Origin of the sequence: Arthrobacter zhaoguopingii (genome assembly GCF_009828605.1) — a bacterium.
Classification (GTDB): Bacteria; Actinomycetota; Actinomycetes; order Actinomycetales; family Micrococcaceae; genus Arthrobacter_D; species Arthrobacter_D zhaoguopingii.
Genome location: NZ_WIAE01000007.1, coordinates 45057 through 63820, shown reverse-complemented (window position 1 = coordinate 63820; position 18764 = coordinate 45057). Strand labels below are relative to the sequence as shown.

Annotated in this window: 19 protein-coding genes; 11 read left to right on the top strand and 8 right to left on the bottom strand. The window is 66.5% G+C overall.

The annotated features are described in order from the left end of the window. Nucleotides 1-18 precede the first annotated feature (18 nt). Nucleotides 19-1440 (top strand): GTP cyclohydrolase II, encoded by a 1422-nt coding sequence (ribA, locus tag GVV77_RS11095; protein ID WP_159618326.1) that lies wholly within the window; start codon nt 19-21, stop codon nt 1438-1440. Between the two features lie 219 nt (nt 1441-1659). On the opposite strand, the gene GVV77_RS11090 is transcribed toward ribA, so the two are convergent. Further along, a complete protein-coding gene (locus GVV77_RS11090; RefSeq protein WP_159618324.1) occupies nt 1660-1887 on the bottom strand; it encodes a DUF3072 domain-containing protein in 228 nt (75 codons plus the stop codon). Nucleotides 1888-1940: 53 nt separating this feature from the next. After that, nucleotides 1941-2930, bottom strand: coding sequence for a glycosyltransferase family 2 protein (locus tag GVV77_RS11085; protein WP_159618322.1), 990 nt, complete (start codon nt 2928-2930; stop codon nt 1941-1943). A gap of 125 nt (nt 2931-3055) precedes the next feature. On the opposite strand from GVV77_RS11085, the gene GVV77_RS11080 reads away from it, so the two are divergent. The 4 genes from GVV77_RS11080 (at nt 3056) to GVV77_RS11065 (ending at nt 6475) form a co-directional block, all read left to right on the top strand. Beyond that, nucleotides 3056-3898, top strand: coding sequence for an SDR family oxidoreductase (locus tag GVV77_RS11080; protein WP_159618320.1), 843 nt, complete (start codon nt 3056-3058; stop codon nt 3896-3898). Between the two features lie 238 nt (nt 3899-4136). Next, nucleotides 4137-4721 carry a DUF6318 family protein gene (locus GVV77_RS11075; RefSeq protein WP_159618318.1) on the top strand — a complete coding sequence of 195 codons (585 nt, stop codon included), beginning with the start codon at nt 4137-4139 and terminating at the stop codon, nt 4719-4721. A gap of 95 nt (nt 4722-4816) precedes the next feature. Further along, nucleotides 4817-5503 (top strand): DUF6318 family protein, encoded by a 687-nt coding sequence (locus GVV77_RS11070; protein ID WP_159618316.1) that lies wholly within the window; start codon nt 4817-4819, stop codon nt 5501-5503. Between the two features lie 3 nt (nt 5504-5506). Then, nucleotides 5507-6475 (top strand): PKD domain-containing protein, encoded by a 969-nt coding sequence (locus GVV77_RS11065; RefSeq protein WP_159618314.1) that lies wholly within the window; start codon nt 5507-5509, stop codon nt 6473-6475. Between the two features lie 179 nt (nt 6476-6654). On the opposite strand, the gene GVV77_RS11060 is transcribed toward GVV77_RS11065, so the two are convergent. The 3 genes from GVV77_RS11060 to GVV77_RS11050 all read right to left on the bottom strand — a co-directional run bounded on the left by GVV77_RS11060 (nt 6655) and on the right by GVV77_RS11050 (nt 9486). Continuing rightward, nucleotides 6655-8058 (bottom strand): HNH endonuclease, encoded by a 1404-nt coding sequence (locus GVV77_RS11060; protein WP_159618312.1) that lies wholly within the window; start codon nt 8056-8058, stop codon nt 6655-6657. A gap of 66 nt (nt 8059-8124) precedes the next feature. Further along, entirely contained in the window at nt 8125-8982 is an 858-nt protein-coding gene (locus GVV77_RS11055; protein ID WP_159618310.1) for an SMP-30/gluconolactonase/LRE family protein, read from the bottom strand. A gap of 15 nt (nt 8983-8997) precedes the next feature. Beyond that, a complete protein-coding gene (locus tag GVV77_RS11050; protein WP_159618308.1) occupies nt 8998-9486 on the bottom strand; it encodes a DUF3515 domain-containing protein in 489 nt (162 codons plus the stop codon). 147 nt (nt 9487-9633) lie between these two features. Between GVV77_RS11050 and GVV77_RS11045 the strand changes: the two genes are divergently transcribed. From GVV77_RS11045 to rsmD, 6 genes are all read left to right on the top strand, one after another. Beyond that, a complete protein-coding gene (locus GVV77_RS11045; RefSeq protein WP_159618306.1) occupies nt 9634-10290 on the top strand; it encodes a hypothetical protein in 657 nt (218 codons plus the stop codon). 105 nt (nt 10291-10395) lie between these two features. Next, nucleotides 10396-11433, top strand: a complete 1038-nt coding sequence (locus tag GVV77_RS11040; protein WP_159618304.1) for an LCP family protein — start codon at nt 10396-10398, stop codon at nt 11431-11433. A gap of 125 nt (nt 11434-11558) precedes the next feature. Then, nucleotides 11559-12530, top strand: coding sequence for a thiamine-phosphate kinase (locus GVV77_RS11035; protein ID WP_343033051.1), 972 nt, complete (start codon nt 11559-11561; stop codon nt 12528-12530). 22 nt (nt 12531-12552) lie between these two features. After that, nucleotides 12553-13515, top strand: a complete 963-nt coding sequence (locus tag GVV77_RS11030; RefSeq protein WP_159618586.1) for a DAK2 domain-containing protein — start codon at nt 12553-12555, stop codon at nt 13513-13515. Beyond that, nucleotides 13505-15715: an ATP-dependent DNA helicase RecG gene (locus GVV77_RS11025; protein WP_246199766.1), complete on the top strand. Its 2211-nt coding sequence runs from the start codon at nt 13505-13507 to the stop codon at nt 15713-15715. Before GVV77_RS11030 ends, GVV77_RS11025 begins: the two co-directional genes overlap by 11 nt. 9 nt (nt 15716-15724) lie before the next feature. Continuing rightward, complete coding sequence (gene rsmD, locus GVV77_RS11020) at nt 15725-16291, top strand: 16S rRNA (guanine(966)-N(2))-methyltransferase RsmD (protein WP_159618302.1); 567 nt, start codon at nt 15725-15727, stop codon at nt 16289-16291. A 69-nt stretch (nt 16292-16360) separates the two neighbouring features. On the opposite strand, the gene GVV77_RS11015 is transcribed toward rsmD, so the two are convergent. The 3 genes from GVV77_RS11015 to GVV77_RS11005 all read right to left on the bottom strand — a co-directional run bounded on the left by GVV77_RS11015 (nt 16361) and on the right by GVV77_RS11005 (nt 18626). After that, nucleotides 16361-17128 carry a YcnI family copper-binding membrane protein gene (locus GVV77_RS11015; protein WP_159618300.1) on the bottom strand — a complete coding sequence of 256 codons (768 nt, stop codon included), beginning with the start codon at nt 17126-17128 and terminating at the stop codon, nt 16361-16363. Between the two features lie 76 nt (nt 17129-17204). Then, on the bottom strand, nt 17205-17819 hold the full coding sequence (locus tag GVV77_RS11010; RefSeq protein WP_159618299.1) for a hypothetical protein: 615 nt from the start codon (nt 17817-17819) through the stop codon (nt 17205-17207). Between the two features lie 543 nt (nt 17820-18362). Continuing rightward, nucleotides 18363-18626 carry a hypothetical protein gene (locus GVV77_RS11005; protein ID WP_159618297.1) on the bottom strand — a complete coding sequence of 88 codons (264 nt, stop codon included), beginning with the start codon at nt 18624-18626 and terminating at the stop codon, nt 18363-18365. Between the last annotated feature and the right edge of the window lie 138 nt (nt 18627-18764).

Sequence of the window (18764 nt, the reverse complement as noted above, 5' to 3'; positions counted from 1 at the left end):
CCCGACTAAGGTTGATTCATGGCTTTTTCGTTCGATCCGCTTCTCGTTCCCTCAACGGTCGAGCGGGTCACCGAGACGGTGCTTCCCACTCGGCACGGTCTTTTTCGTATGGTCGGATACCGAGACGCCGAAAACACCGAACACGTCGCACTGGTGCGCGGGATCGATGATGTGACGACGGCAGCCGGGGAGCCCCTGCCTGCCGGATCCGCGCCTTTGGTGCGGGTCCACTCTGAATGCCTGACAGGGGACGCGTTCGGTTCCTTCCGCTGCGACTGCGGCGAGCAGCTTGACGCGGCACTCGCTGCGATCAGCGATGAAGGCAGGGGGGTGCTCGTTTACGTCCGGGGCCATGAAGGCCGGGGGATCGGACTGCTCGCAAAGCTCAAGGCCTACGCCCTTCAGGACCAGGGCGTTGACACCGTTGACGCCAATACCTCGCTCGGCCTGCCTGTCGATTCGCGCAGCTACCACCAGGCGGCCGAAATTCTCCAGGACCTCGGCGTGGACCAGATCCGGTTGCTTTCGGGGAACCCCGCGAAGCAGGAGGCGCTGGAAGACCTGGGAATCTCTGTCGCCGAGCGCCTGAACCTCGCAGTGCCCGACCGTGCTGAGAACGCGGCGTATCTCGCCACGAAGCGGTTGCGCATGCGCCACGATCCCGCTCCGGCCGGTGACACGTGGGGCGAACTCACCGCCGGCAGGGTGCCGGCTGCCCCGCTCGTGGGGGAGCCTGAGGACCTGGTCCACCGCTATGGGTATCTCGCGGCAGCTGAGGGCCCGGTCGTCCTGGCCCAGCTCAGGCAGAGCCTCGACGGCTTCATTGCCTCGCGCAGCGGCGAGGGCGCCGTCGCCGATGCCCGCGAAGACCGCATCCACCTGCACCGTCTACGGGCCTTGGTCGACGCCGTCGTCATCGGTGCCGGCGCCGTGGTCGCCGACGACTCCCTGCTGACCGTAAGGGACGTTCCGGGAACAAACCCGACCCGGGTGGTGCTCGACCCCACGGCGCGCGTCCGGCCGGAATCCCGGATCCTCACCGACGGCGCCGCTCCCACCCTCTGGCTCGTTGGAACCGACGCCCAGGTGCCGGACGAAGTGGCCGCTCATGTCCGGATCCTTCGCCTGCAGCCCAGGCAGTTTGAGCCGGTGGAACTCCTTGGGCTGCTGCGCGGACAGGGGCTGGACAGGGTGCTCGTCGAAGGCGGAGGCCGCACCGTGTCCGCCTTCCTTGCGGCGGGTGAGTTGGATCGTCTCTACCTGACGACGGCGCCCCTGCTTGTCGGTGACGGCGTGCCCGGTGTGCGGTTCGAGGGGTCGGATGCGCTCGCCGAGGCACGCACAGCACCGGTGCGGAGATTCGTCTTCGGCCAGGACATCTGCACGGAGTTCAACTTCGCCGCAGCACGGGACCAGGCCGGGGCTGCGGTCCGCTCGTAGTCGAACGGCTGGCGCTGCTGTCCGCTCGGAGATGTACGCCCGGCGCCATCGTGCCCGGTGGGCCCGGGTAAGCCCAGTAAACCCGCGGGCGCGTTCAGCGCGTGCTTCGGGTCCGAGCAACCCTATGGTGAACGGGCCCGGGCGATAGCACGGGGTGACCTTCGTGGCGGAAGGGCCCTGTCCGGCTGTCTGTGCGTCGGAGAGCTGTGAGTCTGAGACCTAGGAGTCGGAGAGTCGCTTGCTCTTCTGCTGCAGGCGGTCGATATGCTCGGACGCCTCCGCCTTGGAGATATCGGCCGGAATCTCTTCGCCTGCCTCCCGGGCGAGCGTATCAAGGTAGCTTCGCTGCGCATCGGTCATCGGTTCGTCGCCGGTGACCCAGTCGGAGGGGTCGCGTTCGAAGTTGCCGGCCGGCTCAGGGGTGGAGCTTCCTAGGGTGTCTGACATGTCAGTTCCTTTCAGGCTGGTCCCGCGTGGTGGCTGCTCGGTTGTTACTCAGTCTACTGAGCTTCCGCTCCTTGTCGCGGTCGGGTGTGTGCTTGTGCGTGACGGCGTCCCAGGCACGCCTTGGAGTGCGCGGCGAGTCTCATGCGTCCGCCGGCGTAGGGTGCGCCGCCCCGCAACCTGCTCAGGACGGCCAGCCAGATGCAGAGCCCCCGTTCCAGGGCCCACAGCGGCGCCCATAGGGCGGAGGTCGGAGGGAAGACCGGCCGTCCCCCCTGCCGTCGGCGTCCCACCTCTGCCAGTGCGATCAGGGCGCCCATGCCCGCCAGGAGGCGGTGAGGGCGTCGCGCGGCGCAGGCGGCCAGCGGCAGGATGGCTAGCTCGGCTGCGAGGCGGCCGGGTTGGGCGAAGCTGTCATACGCCTGGCGGATCCGCTGGGCTCGAAAATGGCGTGCCGTTGGCGGGATGCGTGCGACGAACACGTCGTCGGCCCTTGCCTCCCGGCCGCCTGCGGCATGGACGGTTCGGATCAGCTCAAGGTTTTCGAACAGTGCTTCGCTGCTGTATCCGTTGGTCGCCTCGAGGATGCTCCGGCGGACCGCAAGCGTTCCGGGGTAATCCGAGCCGAAGGCCCGGTTGATGAGGGAGCGTGCAGTGTCCCAGCGGGCATGCCAGGGCAGCTCGCGGAAGTAGTTCTGAGGACGAACGAGGTCGGCGTCGTCGAGCCGGCATACCACCTCGCGAAGCTGCTCGGCGCTGTAGCGCACGTCGTCGTCGGCCAGTATCAGCGGATCATGGCGGGCCGCCCTCACGCCGGTGAGCACGCCGATCACCTTGCCGTTGCCCGTGCTGGAGGCGTCGGGGCGGAGAATGCGGACCCGTGGGGGGAGCGCCCGCTCATGTCGCTCGAACCAGTTTTGCGGAGAGCCGTCAACGACAGTGACCTCGACCCAGTCCGGAAGTGCCGCCAGGTAGTCGGCCAATTCGGCGATCGGCCCCTCTCCTGTCCACTTCAGGGGAAGGATGTACTCCACCGTTGACACCATGGCGGCCGCCTTCTGTCGACTGGGTCATGCTTAAATACTAAGTGTGCTTCCAAATTACCGGTGGTGATGCCTAGGGTTGTTCTGCAAACGATTTTGGAAACGCCACTCATCAGCGAGGAGCACCAATGAGCCAGCCAGCCCAGCAGCAGACGCCTCCTGGCACCACCGCCGCGATGGATCCCAAGCCTGATCATGGCGAGGAGAGTTACCGGGGGTCGGGCAGGCTCGAAGGGAAGGCTGCCGTCATCACCGGTGGGGACAGCGGCATTGGGAAGGCCGTCGCCATCGCCTATGCCCGCGAAGGTGCGGACGTGCTCATCAGCTACCTCGAAGAGGAGGAGGAAGACGCAAGGGACACCGCCCGGTGGGTGGAGGAGGCCGGCCGGAAAGCAGTGCTGTTCCCGGGCGACCTGGCCGACCCCGCCTACTGCAGGGCCGTCATCACCAGGGCGGTGAAAGAGTTCGGCCGGGTCGACGTCCTGGTCAACAACGCCGCGTTCCAGATGAGCCGTGAGTCCATCGAAGAGACCCCTGATGAGGAATGGGACCGGACCATTGCCATCAACCTCAGCGCGTTTTTCCACCTCACTAAGGCGGCATTGCCGCACATGAGGCCCGGAGCATCCATCATCGGATCAAGTTCGATAAATTCCGACAACCCGGTGCCGACCCTTGTTCCCTACTCCGTGACCAAGGCCGGGATCGCCAACATGACGGCGTCGCTGGCGCAGTTGCTGGCCGAGCGGGGGATCCGGGCGAACAGTGTGGCGCCCGGACCGATCTGGACACCTTTGATTCCCGCCACGATGCCGGAGGAAGAGGTGAAAAGCTTCGGCCAGCAGGTGCCGATGCAGCGGGCCGGGCAGCCTGCGGAACTGGCTCCGGTCTATGTGATGCTGGCCTCCGACGAGTCGTCCTACGTGTCCGGAGCACGTATCGCGGTGACCGGCGGTCAGCCGATCCTGTAGGTGGCTTTGCCGGCGGAGGCGGACCGGCAATCCGCCTCCGATCACCGGTGCGTTCCCGAAACCCCTAATCGGGCTACCTAATCTTCTTGCATACCGTCATTCGCCCTGCCTCGGTGGTGCGGCGCCCACTAATCTGAAAGTGCTTACCCGGTGCGGCCGGATCACAGCCGCCAAAGGTACATCCGAGTCAGGGCTGGAGGTTGCGGTGCGCCCACTGCGATCATTGCGGGGCAGGCGGATGCAGCGTGTGGGCGTCGTCGTCGTTGGCTCCCTGCTCCTGTCAGGCTGTCAGGGTTCGGAAGCCGGCGATTCGCCTCCTGCCAGTGGCGGAGCGGCTGGTCCGTCGGCGTCCTCGACAGCAGGGACTGCCGGTCCGGCTGCGGACCTCCAGCCGCCTGAGAAGCCCGCGGGGATCGACGCCGAGTCGCAGATCGGGCTGGAAACCTTCACCCGGTACTGGTTTGAGTTGTTGAGTTATGGATATGAATCCAACGACTGGGTGCCCCTGCAGACGGTCACCGACAGGGGGTGCGATACCTGCACCAATGTGATCGGGGAGGTGCGGAAGCACTACGAGAGTGGTGGAAGGATCACGGGTGGCAGGATCACTGTCAATTCGATCTCCACGACGGGTGAACCGGGTGCTCAGGGGCCCATCTCGTCATACGTTGAACTCGAACAGACCGAACTGAAGTACCTCGATAAGTCCGGTCGGGAGGCAGCTGTCTCCGATGCGCTTCCGCCGACGCGCAGCATCACCATTGCAGTGCACAAGAACAACCGTTGGGTGATGCTCGATTTCGGCTCACCCAACGCGAGTTAGTCGAAAGACCTGTGGATATCGGGACCACCCTGCAATTCGCGGATTAGGCTGATCATGCGTTATCCGCCATTGCCCGCACCACCTTGGGGGCTCACATGAACCGGACGTCAACCGCCGACCGCTTCCGGTTCCGCATGCTCGTGGTGCTCGTCGCCGGGACAGTGATGCTCAGTGGATGCCAGGGCGACCCGGACGAGGAGCAGACAACTTCTCCTCCAACCTCCGTTGCTCCAACCTCGGCTGCTGTTTCGGAAGCGCCAACGGCATCGGCTGCTCCCTCAGGTGGTCAAGCCACCGCCGCACCGGAACCCACTCCTGCATCGTCGAATGGTCCGGCTGCCAACATTCCAGTGCCAACGAAGCCGGCGCTCGCGGACGAGAACAGCAAGGAGGGACTCGAGGCCTTCACGAGGTACTGGTTTGAGCTGTTCAACTACGGATACGCCACCAACGACTGGAAGGCCTTTGACAAGGTGACCGACCCTGCGTGCGATACATGCACCAACGTGCGGAATGAGGTAGCCGCGCGGTATGAGGGAGGCGGTTGGATCATCGGTGGCAGGGTGATTGTAAACAGTTTCTCCACTGAGTTTCAGCCAAATGTCTACGGATCGATCAACTCGTTTGTAGAAATCGAACAAGATGCTCTGAACTACGCGGATTCTCAGGGAAAGACGGACGGGACCACGCAACCGCTCCCACCCACAGTCAATTCACTTGTCGCACTTCATGACGATCAGGGTTGGGTCGTCCTTGACTTCGGAAGTCCTGAAGGGTCTTGAACGGTGGGCGCGCGTCGGCAACTCGTAATAATCATTGGAGCCCTCCACCTCGCTACCGGTTCTCTTGCAGAGGTTCCTCTGCAAGAGCGAGCAGAGAAAGGATCACGAGCCGGATTTGCCGACGGCACGGTTGAGGTAGACAACTTCTTCAGGTCGATCGACTCTTCAGATCGAAGTTCTCGTCATGCTCAAGGAACTCCTGAGAACGTCCCCGCAGCACTTCCGGTCGACGATGGCATCGACTACTACTATGAGCGCGTCTGCACCAGTCGAACCGACGAAGCTCTCGATCCCGCCCGATGCGTCCTGCTGAACGATCAATGCGATGCCAAACCCGACGGTGTTTTCGTCGAATGGATTCAAGTCGATCGCCGCACCGATCCACCCAGCGAGACAAGGACCGGCCGCAACACGTGCATTTATCCCGGTGAAGTGCCCGAACCACCGACGGCCGGGGAGCCCGCCGCCGAACCGATCGTCATCACGATTGCCGAGTTCCAAAGTCAGCCGATTGCTCCGTCCGTCGTCTTTTCCCAGCCGCTTAACTTCGGGCTAAAGAACGCTCACTCGAATGTGTATGCCGAGGCGCAGGAACAGGAATTCACGTTCGACTTCCGCAACGCCCAGATCCGCCTTCGCGCCTGGCCCGTCTCGTACCGATGGGATTACGGGGACGGAACCAGTACGACCACAACCGTCCCTGGCGAGCCAGCCGAAGGCGACGCCTTCAACACGGAGACCCCGACCAGCCATCAATACCTCGACACGGGCGACTACAACGTCACACTGACGACGTTCTTTTCCGGTGACTACTCGGTCGACGGTGGTCCGTTCCAGCCCATAGCAGGCCAGGCGGAAGTTCCGTCGGCTCCCCACCTCATGAGCATCTGGCGCACTGAAGCACATTCAGTAGCGGATGACTGCCTAGAAAATCCCTCAGGCATCGGCTGTACGACACCGCTGGACCGTTAGGACTAGGGTCGGCCGACAAGAGTGAGAACCCATGCAATTGTCCACAAAAGGAAGTCGGTCAATAGAAGATTCGAAACCACGGAGCCACTTCACCCCTCCTAACCGCCCGCAACCGATGAGTCCCCAGCCGGCCTCAACCGCACAATCCAACCGAGCCACCCCCGTCCACCGGGTCCTCATTAGCCGGGGACGGGTTCGGGCAGGGTCCGGTATCTTCGCCCCGCCAGGGAGGTCACGGTGATGACTCCGGGCTCGGGTTGTTCGTAGTGCCACAGCCCTTCGCTTTTGAGCATGTGGTGTCTGCGGCACAGGTGGGCCAGGTTGTTGTGGGCGGTGGTGCCGGCCCGGGACCACGGGATGGTGTGATCGAGTTCGGTTGAGGCGGCCGAGCGGTTGCAGCCCGGGTGCCGGCAGGTGCGGTCCCGGACACGCAGCCACTTTTTCAGGTCCGCCGGCACCGTGTAGGTGTCCCGGCCGACGCTGAGGACCGCCCCGGTTTCGGGGTGGGTCAGCAGCCGGGTGAAGGAGGGGGCGTGGGCGGCCAGCCGGCGGGCAAGGTCCGGGGCGATGGGCCCGTAGCCTTCGAGTTCGCCGGGGGCGTCATCGACATCGAGCAAGGTCAGCACCGGGACGGTGACGTGCACCTGGGCCTGGATCCCGTTCCACCCGTGGGGCTCAACCGGCCGGCCCGGAACCCTACCCGCACCGCCCGCATCTGCACCGCCCGCGCCCGCCCGGGCCGCATCTGCACGGCCCGCGCCCGCGGGAAGGGACGCGGTGTTTGCGGGGCCGGGGCAGGTGTGGGTGAGCAGGTCGGTGAGCACGTCGGTGCGCAGCTGGGCCAGGGTCCGGGTTTCCTCGGGGCACTGCAGCGCCCGGGAGAGCCGGGTCAGGCGCCCGTCGATGGCCACTGCCTTTTCCGCCGGTAGGTACACGTTCAGCCAGGCCATCCCGTCGTCGTCGGGGTGGAACTCCACCCGGCGGTGCGTCTGCGCCGACTGGGTCCGCTTGCTGATGGCCTCCGGATGAATTTCCGCACGCAGCCGGCGGGCCCGATACGCCAGCCGCGCGGCCGTCGTGTCCTGCGCGACCGGAACGAGCTTCTGCTCGAAGTAGGGCAGGGCGAAGTCCGGGATCCCGGCGCACTCATCGACCAAGGTGAGCGCGTGCCGCCAGGAGATGGCCCCGGTTTCCAGGGCCTCGAGGGTTGCAGGGAGATGTCCGGTGAGCACGAAGGCGTGCTGGATCAGGGACCCGGCGGTGCGCTCGGGGATCCGCAGGGCGCAGGCGACCTCCGAGGCGGCCAGGGTATCGGCCAGGGAGCCGACCTGCATGCCGCGTTCCTGGAGGTGTTCTTCGGTGAGGATCCGGACCCGTTCGGTGAACCTCACGGTCTGGGCATCGGCCCAGTTCTTCAGCCGCGCCATGGCCTGCAGCCCGCCGATCGCCTCATCGAGCCCGGCGGTGTCCGGGGCGCCGCCGGTGAGGAACCCGGCACCGAGGATCTCCGCGGCCGCCTCAAGCCACCCGGGGTCCTGCGCTGTGGGATCCACCCCCGACCCGGGGGAGCCTGCCCTTTCCATAACCCAAGAATGTCACCCCCCACCGACATTCTTCGGCCAAGAACGAGGAGGAGGACGAGCCGGAAACTAGCCGGAAAATAGAGGGAGCGGTGCGCCCTTCACACCGGGTTCCACCGCGAAAAGCGCACCCGCTGCCGGCTCGGCGCCAGGCTCGAGGTTCTGGCGCGACGTCGTGATGTAGAGGGTGCCGAGGTCGTCCCCGCCGAACGCGCACGACGTCACCTGGGAGGCGCCAACCTCGACCGTCCCGCGAAGGACGCCGTCGGAGTCGTAATGCGCCACGGCCGAGCCGCCGTAGAGGGCAACCCACAGCCCGCCGTCCTCGTCGATGGCCATGCCGTCGGGGGAGCCCAACTCCGGGTCTACTTCGGCGAAGGTGCGCCGGCCGTTGATCCGGCCCGAATCAAGGTCGTAATCCAGCGCGTCGATGCGTTGGGTTGGGGTGTCCGAATAGAACGCGGTGTCGCCCGCCGGATTCCAATGCAGTCCATTTGAGGTGGTGACCCCGCGCAGCACCGTCGAGATGGAGTGGTCCGAGTCAAGACTGAACAAGGTGCCGGCCCCAAAGTCGCCCTCCCACGCCATTGAGCCGCAGAGGAAGCGCCCGCGGGGGTCGCAACCGCCTTCGTTCATCCGGATTGCCGGGTCATCAAAGGCCACCGGGCCCGGGGTGACCTTTGTGAAGGCCCCATCAGCGAAGACAAACCCCTTTTCCACACCAATGACGTATCCGCCGGACGTCCGCCCACGGATTACCGCAGCCACCTTCGCGTCAACCGAGTGGCGTGCCAGGGAGCCGTCGGCGTTTCGGACGAGCACGTCACCCTCCAACATGTCGACAAACAACAGCGACCGGCTTCGGGCGTCCCAATAGGCCCCCTCACCGTGGTACGTGCAGGGATCAGTGAGCTGTTCGGCTTTCATCGCCACCCGTCATCCTCAGCCGTCAGCCGGCAGGTCGAGTTGGTCGGAGATACTGATGCATTTCCGCGTCTGGTCAATCTTGGACACCGGGTCACCGAGTTGTACCAGGACCGTGCTTGAAGCGACCTCCTCGGGGTCGAAAAGCACCTCGACGGCCGGTTCGCGCCCGTAGGTGGTGGCGGTCCAGGCCGTCTCGCCCTCACTGAGCACCCAGTCGATGTCGTTGACTGAGACGCAGGCATCGGTGGTGGGTCCGGGCACTTCGACGCCGCAGCGCAGCACCACCTTTGATGGGTTGCCCCAGGCGGAGGTTGCCTGGCTGTTCGTTTCCCGCTGCGAGTGCTCGGCCACGTCCGGCGGCAGGGCGACCATCACCTCGGCACACGCAGGGTTCTGGGCGTCCGCGGCGGGATCGACATCGACAACGGGTGCGCAGGCGGCCGTTCCCACGAGCACCGCCGCAAGCGGCACCGCACTGCGCAGGAACCGGGTAAGAGAAGGCATGCTTCAACCCTAATAGCTCCTTCACCGACACGCGGCACGGCGGCCCCGGCCCGCGCCTGCCGGGCAGTAGGCTTCGTTCAGGGACGGACGGCGCCACCGGTTCCGGCACGGCAACGGCGGGCCCGTCCAAGCGATCAGGGAAGTCAGATGGTCTCACAATCAGTTTTGCGTCGTTCGGCGACAGCAGCCCTCACACTCGGACTGCTGGCAATGGCGGGGGTCAACCCCGTCCTGGCAACCTCCCAGCAGCAGCCCCCGCCCAACGGCCAGTTTCACGAACCCGCTCCGCCGGTTCCCGCACCGGACCCGTCACCAAAGATCGACCCGGCCACCGGGTTCGCCATCGACAGCTATACGGGCTACCTGATCCATCCTCCGACCGGATACCTGATTGAGCCGACCACCGGATACCTGCTGCTTCCGGGATCACTGATCTACACGAACCTGCTGTATAACAAGACCACCGGCGAGGTGACCGAGGTCGATCATCAAGCCCCCGCCTCGCCGGAACCAACGCCGACGCCGAAGCCGTCAGCGACGCCGACGCCGACCGCGTCCGAAACACCCGCCCCGGCCACGCCTTCTGCTCCCGCCCCAACGGTTGAGGCGCCTGTGCCGTCGACCTCCCCGACACCGACCGAAACACCGACGAGCAGGCCGACCCCGTCGGCATCACCCGAAGCCGTGGAGGCGGAACTCGCCTCTTCGCGGGCGCCCCTGGTGTGGGCGGTCGGAGCGCTGGTGCTGCTCGCGGCGATCGCAACGATCGTCGTCGGAGTGCGACGGCGCCGGGCCGGGTCCTGAGGCCGGAGTTCGGGCGGGCGACCCCTCGACGCTGCCCCTTAAGTCACCCTGTTCGCATCCCTGCCGGTAGCATGAGGGCTGGCCTTGAGGGTGAGGGGATGTGCGGTGTCCGGGTACGATTTTGAGCACGAATCTGTCGTTTCGAGAGCGCGGCCAAAGAAGAAGCACCCGGTCCGCCTCACCCTGCTGCTTCTGGCGGGGCTGGTTGTAGTCGCTGCGGTTGTCGCCGGCGGCTACCTCTTCAACCTCGCGAACACGTTCAACTCGAAGAGCGACACCATTGACTCTGTGTTCCCCACAGGTGAGCGGCCCTCGCTTGAGCCGACGGCGGAGGGCTCCCTCAATATCCTTCTCCTCGGGAGCGATTCGCGTGCCGCAGGTGTGGCTCCGGACCAAACAGGCTCCGATGGACGCTCCGACACGATGATGCTGATGCACATTCCCGCCGATCGGAATGACATCTTCGTCATGTCGATCCTTCGCGATACCTGGACGGAGATTCCGGGGCACGGCGAAAATAAGATCAATTCGGCGATTGCACTTGGGGGAATGCCCCTGGTGGTTGAGACTGTGGAGACTCTTCTCGATGCTCCCATCGACCACGTCGCAATCATAGACTTCGAGGGATTCAAGGGCTTGACCGATGCGCTGGGCGGCGTTGAGGTCAACAACCCCGCAGCCTTCCAATCCAGCGGTGCCGACGGCGAGTTCTTCGCACAGGGGCCGGTCACGCTCCAGGGTGAGTCTGCCCTGAAATTCGTCCGCGAACGGTATGCCTTCTCCGATGGGGACTACCAACGCGTCAGGAATCAGCAGGCGTTTGTGAAGGCAGTGCTCGGTGAAGTCCTCAGCGCCGACACATTGACCGATCCCGGAAAAGTCGCGAACGTCGTATCCAAAATCTCCCCGTACGTCAGCGTTGACGAAGACCTCGATGCGGCGGCCATTGGTGGCCTAGCCGTGTCGCTCCGCAACGTCCGGTCAGGAGACGTGAAGTTCTCGACCCTCCCGACCCTGGGCACTGGGACCTCGGCCGACGGGCAGTCGATCGTGGTTAAGGATGAAGCCGGGATCGCCCAGGTGGCTGAAACGCTAAGCAACGATTCGCTGGGGTCGCTCCCGCTCTTCTCCGGATCGCCGTAGCGGAGCTCTCTGAACCGGCTTCCGGTATCAAGAACCTCCTCCGGCGCACCCGTCAGCTAGTACCCATTCACGGAATCGTCACCATCACCCCTTACGGTGGAACAGTGCCACTTACAGTCGGAGAGTTGAGCGAGTCCGCCCTGCTTGAACGCATCTTCCCGCGCCTCGCGCAGGCGGAAACAGCAGTGGTGGGCCCCGGCGACGACGCAGCCGTACTCGCCGCTCCCGACGGGCGCACCGTGATTTCCATCGACACCCTGGTCCAGGACAAGGATTTCCGCCTGCTGCGCGAGAACGGCTTCGCGACGACCGGGTATGACGTCGGCTGGAAGTGTGCCGCCCAGAATCTCAGCGACATCAACGCGATGGGCGCCCGGGCCACGTCCCTGATCGTCAGCCTCACCCTGCCCGCCGACATTGCAGTGGAGTGGGTCGAGGCCCTCGCCGACGGCCTGACCGACGCGATCGAGCAGCTGGGGGCCACCGGCTGCGGCGTCATCGGTGGCGATCTGGGCGGCGGCACCGAAATCGTGGTGACAGCCGCGGTGACTGGCACGCTTGAGGGGCGCGCCCCGGTCCTGCGCTCAGGCGCCCAACCCGGCGACGTCGTCGCGCTCGCGGGGACCGCAGGCCGGGCCGCCGCCGGCCTCGCCCTGCTCGAGTCGGGAACCGCCCTTAAAGACCTCGGCGAGGAGGAGCTGGGCCTCATCGCCACCCAGTGCCGCCCCGAGCCGCCCCTTGAGGCCGGGCCGGAAGCCGCGCGGGCCGGTGCCCGTGCCATGCTCGATATTTCCGACGGTCTCATCCGCGACGCCGGCCGGATCGCCAGGGCCAGTTCGGTCGCCATCGACTTCGACCCGGAGGTGCTGCGCGGGCTCGCTGAACCCCTCCGGACGGCGGGGCGCCTGCTCGGAAAAAATCCCCTGGAGTGGGTACTCGGCGGAGGCGAGGATCACGGGCTACTGGCGGTGTTCGGCCCGGAAATTACGCTTCCTTCCCGTTTTACTGCGGTAGGCTCGATATCGGCAGGGACGCCCCGTGTGACGGTTGGGTTGCAGGCTCCGGCTTCGATCGGATGGGATCACTTTGCACACTAAGATCACCGCGAACGCGACAGCGATGAAGCGATGGTTGAGCAACGCCGAAGAGTCCCTCGGCAATCACAGCGACCGCCTCAACGCCATCAACATTTTCCCGGTCGCAGACGGCGACACCGGCACCAACCTGTACCTCACCGTATGCGCTGCCGCCCGGGCGGTGCACGACGCCGAAACCACCGACCTCGGTGAGTTGCTGGCCATCGCAGGCCGGGCCGCCATGGAGGACGCCCGCGGCAACTCCGGCACCCTCATCGCCGTCTTCCTCAGTGCCGTCGCTGAGCCGCTGAAGGGAACCACCCGGCTCACCTCCCGCCTCCTCGCCGCCGCAATGCACCGGGCGCAGATCCGCAGCTGGTCCGCCCTGAGCGACCCCGTGCCCGGCACGATGCTTTCCGTGCTTGAGGCCGCAGCCCACGGAGCGGCCAAGACGGCAGGCGAGCATGAGACCGACGAGAGCAACCATGCGCTCGCCCTGACCCTGCAGGCCGCCGTCGAGTGCGCACTCGCAGCTGTGGTCGATACCGAAAGCCAGCTTGGGGCCCTCACCGAGGCGCGCGTGGTCGACGCCGGAGGCGTGGGCTTCCTGCTCATCCTCGACGCCCTGCGCGCCGCTTCCCTGGGCGAGGAACTGCAGGACGAACTGCTCGACGGACTCCACGGCTACGACATCCAGGCACCCCACATCCACGGCGGAGCCGACACCGATGGGGTGGAGATCATGTTCACGATGAACCTCAGCCCGCTCGACGCCGCCACGCTCCGGCTGCACCTTGACGAGCTGGGCGACTCCGTCATCATGAGCGCCGTCACCGAGGTCGAGGAGGGCTACCGCTGGCGCGTCCACGTGCATGTCGTCGATCCCGAGCCCGCCCTCAAGCTGATCCACGAGGCCGGAAACCCCGACAACATCTCGCTCACCCAGCTCTCCTCGTCGGACGACGACGCCGCCGGAGAGCCGGTCCTTGAGGGCCATGGACAGTAGGTTGCAGGCGGAATTCGATGTTCCGCTGGATCGTCGCCTTGGGTCGCTGGCCAAGCTGCTGGCGAAACACCTCAATCTCTTCACTGTGGGACAGCTGCTCAACCACTTCCCGCGCAACTACCTCAAGCGCGGCGAACTCACCCCCATCGCCGACGTGCCCGTCGACGAGGAGGTCACCCTCATCGCGCGGGTCCAGTCGGCAAACTCGCGGAGGATGCACACCCGCAAGGGGATGCTGCTCGAGGTCGTCATCACGGACGACGCCGACGGTCGCCTCGGCGGCATGAATCTCACCTACTTCAATGGGTACAAGGCCGAGAAGGACCTGCGTCCGGGCGTCCGCGCCATGTTCTCGGGCAAGGTGACGGTGTACCGCAGCAAGCTTTCCCTCACCAATCCCAGCTACGTCCTGCTTGAGGACGACGACGACCCGGACTACATCAACCAACCGATTCCCGTCTACCCCGCCGCCGAGAAGGTCAGCAGCGAACGGATCGCGCTTGCGGTGGGCACCATCCTTGACACCTTCGACAGGGAACAGCTCAACGATCCGGTGCCCGAGGCCGTCGCCCGCAGGGAAAAGCTGATGACCCTGCCCCAGGCGTACGAGCTGATCCACCGGCCCACAGTCATCGAGGAGGCCTACCGCGCCCAGCACCGCTTCCGCTACCAGGAGGCGTTCGTGCTCCAGTCGGCCCTCGTGCGCCGCCGGGCCCTCACCGCCCGAGAGGAGGCCACCAGCAGGCCGCCGCAGGCAGGCGGCCTGCTGGATCAGTTCGATGCCCGGCTTCCGTTCACCCTCACCCGGGGACAGCAGGAGGTGGGGGAGACCCTCTCCGCGGAACTGGCCCGGGACCATCCGATGAACCGGCTCCTCCAGGGCGAGGTCGGATCCGGGAAGACCCTCGTGGCGCTGCGGGCCATGCTCCAGGTCATCGACGCCGGGGGCCAGGCGGCGCTCCTGGCGCCCACCGAGGTCCTTGCCGCGCAGCACTACCAGTCGATCACCCGGACGCTTGGGCCCCTGGCCGAGGGCGGGATGCTCGGCGGCGCCGCGGACGGCACCCGGGTGGTGCTCCTGACCGGGTCCCTGCCCACCGCTCAGCGGCGTCGTGCGATGCTCGAGGCCGCCTCGGGGGAGGCGGGCATCATCATCGGGACCCACGCGCTCCTGTCAGAGAACGTGCAGTTCTTTGACCTTGGCCTGATCGTCGTCGATGAGCAGCACCGCTTCGGCGTCGAGCAGCGCGATTCCCTACGCTCCAAGGCCTCCGCCTCACCCCACGTCCTCGTCATGACAGCCACCCCGATTCCCCGCACCGTTGCCATGACCGTCTTCGGGGACCTTGAGGTGTCGACCCTCTCCGAGCTGCCCGCAGGCAGGTCTCCCATCACCACCCACGAGGTGGGCCTGGCAGAGCACCCTGCGTGGATCGACCGGATCTGGTCGCGAGCCCGTGAGGAGATCGACGCCGGGAGGCAGGTCTACGTCGTGTGCTCGAAGATCGGGGACTCCGCGGGCCAGGAGGACGACCCCACGGCGCTGGAGCTGTATCAGCCGGCAGGAGCGGCGGCTCCGGCGTCGGACCTCACCAGCGTCACCGAACTCTTCGAGTCCCTTCAGGAGGCACCCCAGCTGCGCGGGGTCTCGATCGGGATGCTCCACGGGCGCATGGACCCGGCCGACAAGGCCGACGTCATGGCGCGCTTCAACGACGGCGCCCTGCAGCTGCTGGTCGCCACCACTGTTATCGAGGTGGGCGTCGACGTGCCGAACGCGACGCTCATGGTCATCATGGACGCCGACCGCTTCGGCATCTCCCAGCTTCACCAGCTGCGCGGACGGGTGGGCCGAGGCGGCCACGCGGGAACCTGCCTGCTGGTCACCAGGCTCGAGCCGGACCACCCAAGCAGGGAGCGCCTGGCCGCCGTCGCGTCGACGACGGACGGGTTCGAGCTCTCGCAGAAGGACCTCGAGCTCAGGCGCGAGGGCAATATCCTCGGCGCCTCCCAGTCCGGCGGCCACTCGGCGCTGCGGTTCCTCAAGGTGATCCAGCATGCTGCCCTGATCGAAAAGGCACGCGCGGACGCGCAGGACGTCGTGCTGGCCGATCCGGACCTGACCGAGTACCCCGGGCTCGCCCTCGCCATCGAGCTGTACCTCAACCCCGAAAAGGAAGCCTTCCTGGAACGCGGTTAGAGTGAAAGCATGACGCGCATCATCGCCGGAGCCGCCGGCGGCTCAACCCTCACCAGCGTGCCGGGGACCGGGACCCGACCCACCACGGACCGGGTCAAGGAAGCCCTGTTTTCGCGGCTTGAGGCGTATAACGCCATCCACGGCGCCCACGTGCTCGACCTCTTCGCGGGTTCGGGGTCCCTCGGTGTCGAGAGCGCCAGCAGGGGAGCGGCCACCGTGGACCTTGTGGAGTCAGCGGAGAAGCCCGCCGCGGTGGCGCAGAGGAATGCGGATCTGGTCAACCGTGTGCTGGGGTGGACGGCCGCCCGGGTGCACCGGACGAAGGTGGAAACCTACCTCGACCGGGCCGCGGAGGACCTCAGCTGGGACCTGGTGTTCCTCGATCCGCCGTATCCGCTCCAGGACGCTCCGCTGGGGGCCATCCTCACCTCGCTCGTGCCGCACCTCTCGCAGGGCGCCGTCGTCGTGCTGGAACGCTCCGCGCGCTCCCCGGAACCGCACTGGCCTGAGGGCCTTGAGCGGTTCGCGGAGAAAAAGTACGGGGAGACGCGCCTGTGGTTCGCGGAACCCGCCTAAGTTAGAAGCGCTCCCGGCAGCACCGTCCGGTGCTGCAGGAAGCGCTTCCGTATTTCGACGCCGGCGCGCCTACGGCGTCCGGCGGTCCTCCGTCATCCGGCGGGTGCGAAGGAGCGCGGTTCCTCCGGCTGCCAGGCCGAGCAGGCCGGCGCCCAGGCCGACCCAGCCTGCGGCCGAGCCCGCCGAGGACCCTGCCGGTTCGGCCGCTGCCGCAGGTTCGAGCTCATCGTCCCCCGAGGCGCCGCCGGCTCCGGCCGAGTGCGCAGCCCCGTGCCCGGAGCCTTCCTCGGCGGCCGTCGTGGTGAAGGCGGGGGCGGGGCTTTCGGGCTCCTCCTCGCCTTCTGCGGCCGGCTCGTCCCAGGCCCGGGTTGAGCCGTCTGTGTAGTGCTGCGTCGCGGGAAGGTTCACCACTGTCCCCGCCTCCGGAAGCTGCCCCACGGAGATGGAGAAGGTCTGGTATTCGTTCTGGGAGATCTCCGCCCCCTCCTCCGCAGTCCAGACGACGGAGAGCGGTGCCTCGGTGAGGGTGACGCCGTCCTCGGCCGTGACCGGCTCGGGAAGCTCACCCCGCATCACCTCGGCCGTCCAGCCCTCGAGCGGCTTGACCCGGACCGCCGTGAACGGGGTCTCGGCGGGAAGGGCTACCTCGACCTTGTTGGTCCCGGCGGTTTCGGACTCGTTGGGAACGCTGAAGGTCAGCTGGGAGTATCCGCCTTCAGTGGTGTTGGTTGGCGCCACCGTCACGTGGGCCAGTGCCGCCCCTGCACCTAGGGCCATCAGGCCGACGGTGGCCGTACCGGTGCAGAGGGCGCGCGTGAGGAAGGTAGAAGTTGTCATGATGTGCCTTTCGGGAGCCGGATCTCTGTCCGGCGGGGATGGAGGACGCTCGGGGCGCCGCAGCTCCAACCGCTCTTCAGGCAGGCAGGAGGGGCAGCGCGGACTCCGCCGGCGGCCCTCGCAGCGGCGGCACCGACGCGTCGCGCCGGCGCAGGCGCGGCGCCGGCTGCGCGGCGACACTCCCGCGGGCGTGCGGGGGAACGACCGAGGCCGCCTCGAGCGTGCCGGTCAGCGGGCGCAGCCATGCGGCCAGTAGTTCGAGCGCCGCCTCGCCCTTTGAGATGAGGAGGGCGAGGAGCGCCGCCGCGCAGGCGTGTGCCACCAGCATCGCCGTGCCACCGGGCTCAACCGACTCCGCAAGCTGCCCGGTCAGCGGCTGGCAACCCACCGCTGCCGGTGCGTGGTGCTGCACCGGTGATGCGCCCGCGCAGGCCTGGCCGCCCGTCAGTGCGGTGAGAGCGGTGTGGAGTGCCAGTTCCCCGGTGAGCAGGACTGTGGCCAGCGCGGGGAAGGACAGGGCGCGTCCGGAGACGGCCGTGACTGCCGCCAGGACAAGGGCGGCGAGCAGGAGCAGGATTGCAGGGCCGGGAAGGGTGCCTCCGCCGATCAGGTGGGAGCAGGTGCTCAACAACAGGATCAGGGCAGCGACCACGGAGGAGCGGACGAAGCGGGACCCGGCCGGTGCGCTCACTCTGCCTCCTGGTCTGCTCGCCGCTTCTTATCCGCAGCTAACCCGTGTGTTCGTTCCTGACTGGGCAGGGCCGGGGCGGAGACGAACGGACATCCCGCCCTTTCATCGTAAGGGCGTGCTCCCGGTTACTTCGCCGGGTCGACCTGTATTCGCCGTCACTCGGCCAAAGGATGGGACTCGAGGGGAAACCGTGAGTGACTCAGCCGGAATGGCGGCAGGAGACGGGCTGGTGGGGCCGGGGAGAACGGGGATGGGCCGGCCGGAATGGCGGTGGGAGACGGGCCGGTGGGGCCAGGGAGAACGGGGGTGGGCCGGCCGGGCGGGGGCCCTCCGGATTACGGCGCGCGTCGGACCTGCGGCAACTCCGGCGTGGGAGACGGTCCGGGATGCGGCGGAATGCGGTGTGGAGACGGGGGAGCGCCTGTGAGAGGCGGCGTCGACGGCGGTGGGGAATGGCCGGGACGTTGGCGGGGGGGCGGGGGAGGGACATTCGGGCCGCTGCTTGACCCTGATGCCGATCACCTTGTGTGCCGGGAACTGCTGCTACGCGCCGGCTGCCTGGTCCTTCGCGGCTGACGCCGTTCGAGCACCTGTTTCGTCCCGGCGGTCGAGCTCTTCGGTCAGCTCGGCCAGGCGTGCCTGCGATTCAGGGTCGGGGAGGCCGAACTCGATGTACTCGGAGTCAATGGCCCGGTGGACTCTGCTGTTGAGGACTGCTACTTCACTGCCGTCAAGGACGGTGAGGTCTTCCGGGAAGTTTTCCTCGGGAGCCATCCGGCTTGACTCATTCGCGCTTGCTTCATTCATATAGGTAATTTCCTTCACTCGGGCTTTCGGGTGCGAGCCCGGGGCACCGATTGACGATCCATCACGACCGCATTCTCCCTTGGGACACCGGCCGTGGATGGCAGCGGATCGCCCGCTTGCTCCATCAAACCATCTTGG

Coding starts and splice junctions, on each gene's coding strand:
- GVV77_RS11050 (WP_159618308.1), bottom strand. CDS start 9,486: ATGCCTTCTCTTACCCGGTTCCTGCGCAGTGCGGTGCCGCTTGCGGCG.
- GVV77_RS11075 (WP_159618318.1), top strand. CDS start 4,137: ATGCAGCGTGTGGGCGTCGTCGTCGTTGGCTCCCTGCTCCTGTCAGGC.
- GVV77_RS11015 (WP_159618300.1), bottom strand. CDS start 17,128: ATGACAACTTCTACCTTCCTCACGCGCGCCCTCTGCACCGGTACGGCC.
- GVV77_RS11025 (WP_246199766.1), top strand. CDS start 13,505: ATGGACAGTAGGTTGCAGGCGGAATTCGATGTTCCGCTGGATCGTCGC.
- GVV77_RS11005 (WP_159618297.1), bottom strand. CDS start 18,626: ATGAATGAAGCAAGCGCGAATGAGTCAAGCCGGATGGCTCCCGAGGAA.
- GVV77_RS11080 (WP_159618320.1), top strand. CDS start 3,056: ATGAGCCAGCCAGCCCAGCAGCAGACGCCTCCTGGCACCACCGCCGCG.
- GVV77_RS11030 (WP_159618586.1), top strand. CDS start 12,553: ATGAAGCGATGGTTGAGCAACGCCGAAGAGTCCCTCGGCAATCACAGC.
- GVV77_RS11045 (WP_159618306.1), top strand. CDS start 9,634: ATGGTCTCACAATCAGTTTTGCGTCGTTCGGCGACAGCAGCCCTCACA.
- rsmD (WP_159618302.1), top strand. CDS start 15,725: ATGACGCGCATCATCGCCGGAGCCGCCGGCGGCTCAACCCTCACCAGC.
- GVV77_RS11070 (WP_159618316.1), top strand. CDS start 4,817: ATGAACCGGACGTCAACCGCCGACCGCTTCCGGTTCCGCATGCTCGTG.
- ribA (WP_159618326.1), top strand. CDS start 19: ATGGCTTTTTCGTTCGATCCGCTTCTCGTTCCCTCAACGGTCGAGCGG.
- GVV77_RS11085 (WP_159618322.1), bottom strand. CDS start 2,930: ATGGTGTCAACGGTGGAGTACATCCTTCCCCTGAAGTGGACAGGAGAG.
- GVV77_RS11060 (WP_159618312.1), bottom strand. CDS start 8,058: ATGGAAAGGGCAGGCTCCCCCGGGTCGGGGGTGGATCCCACAGCGCAG.
- GVV77_RS11055 (WP_159618310.1), bottom strand. CDS start 8,982: ATGAAAGCCGAACAGCTCACTGATCCCTGCACGTACCACGGTGAGGGG.
- GVV77_RS11090 (WP_159618324.1), bottom strand. CDS start 1,887: ATGTCAGACACCCTAGGAAGCTCCACCCCTGAGCCGGCCGGCAACTTC.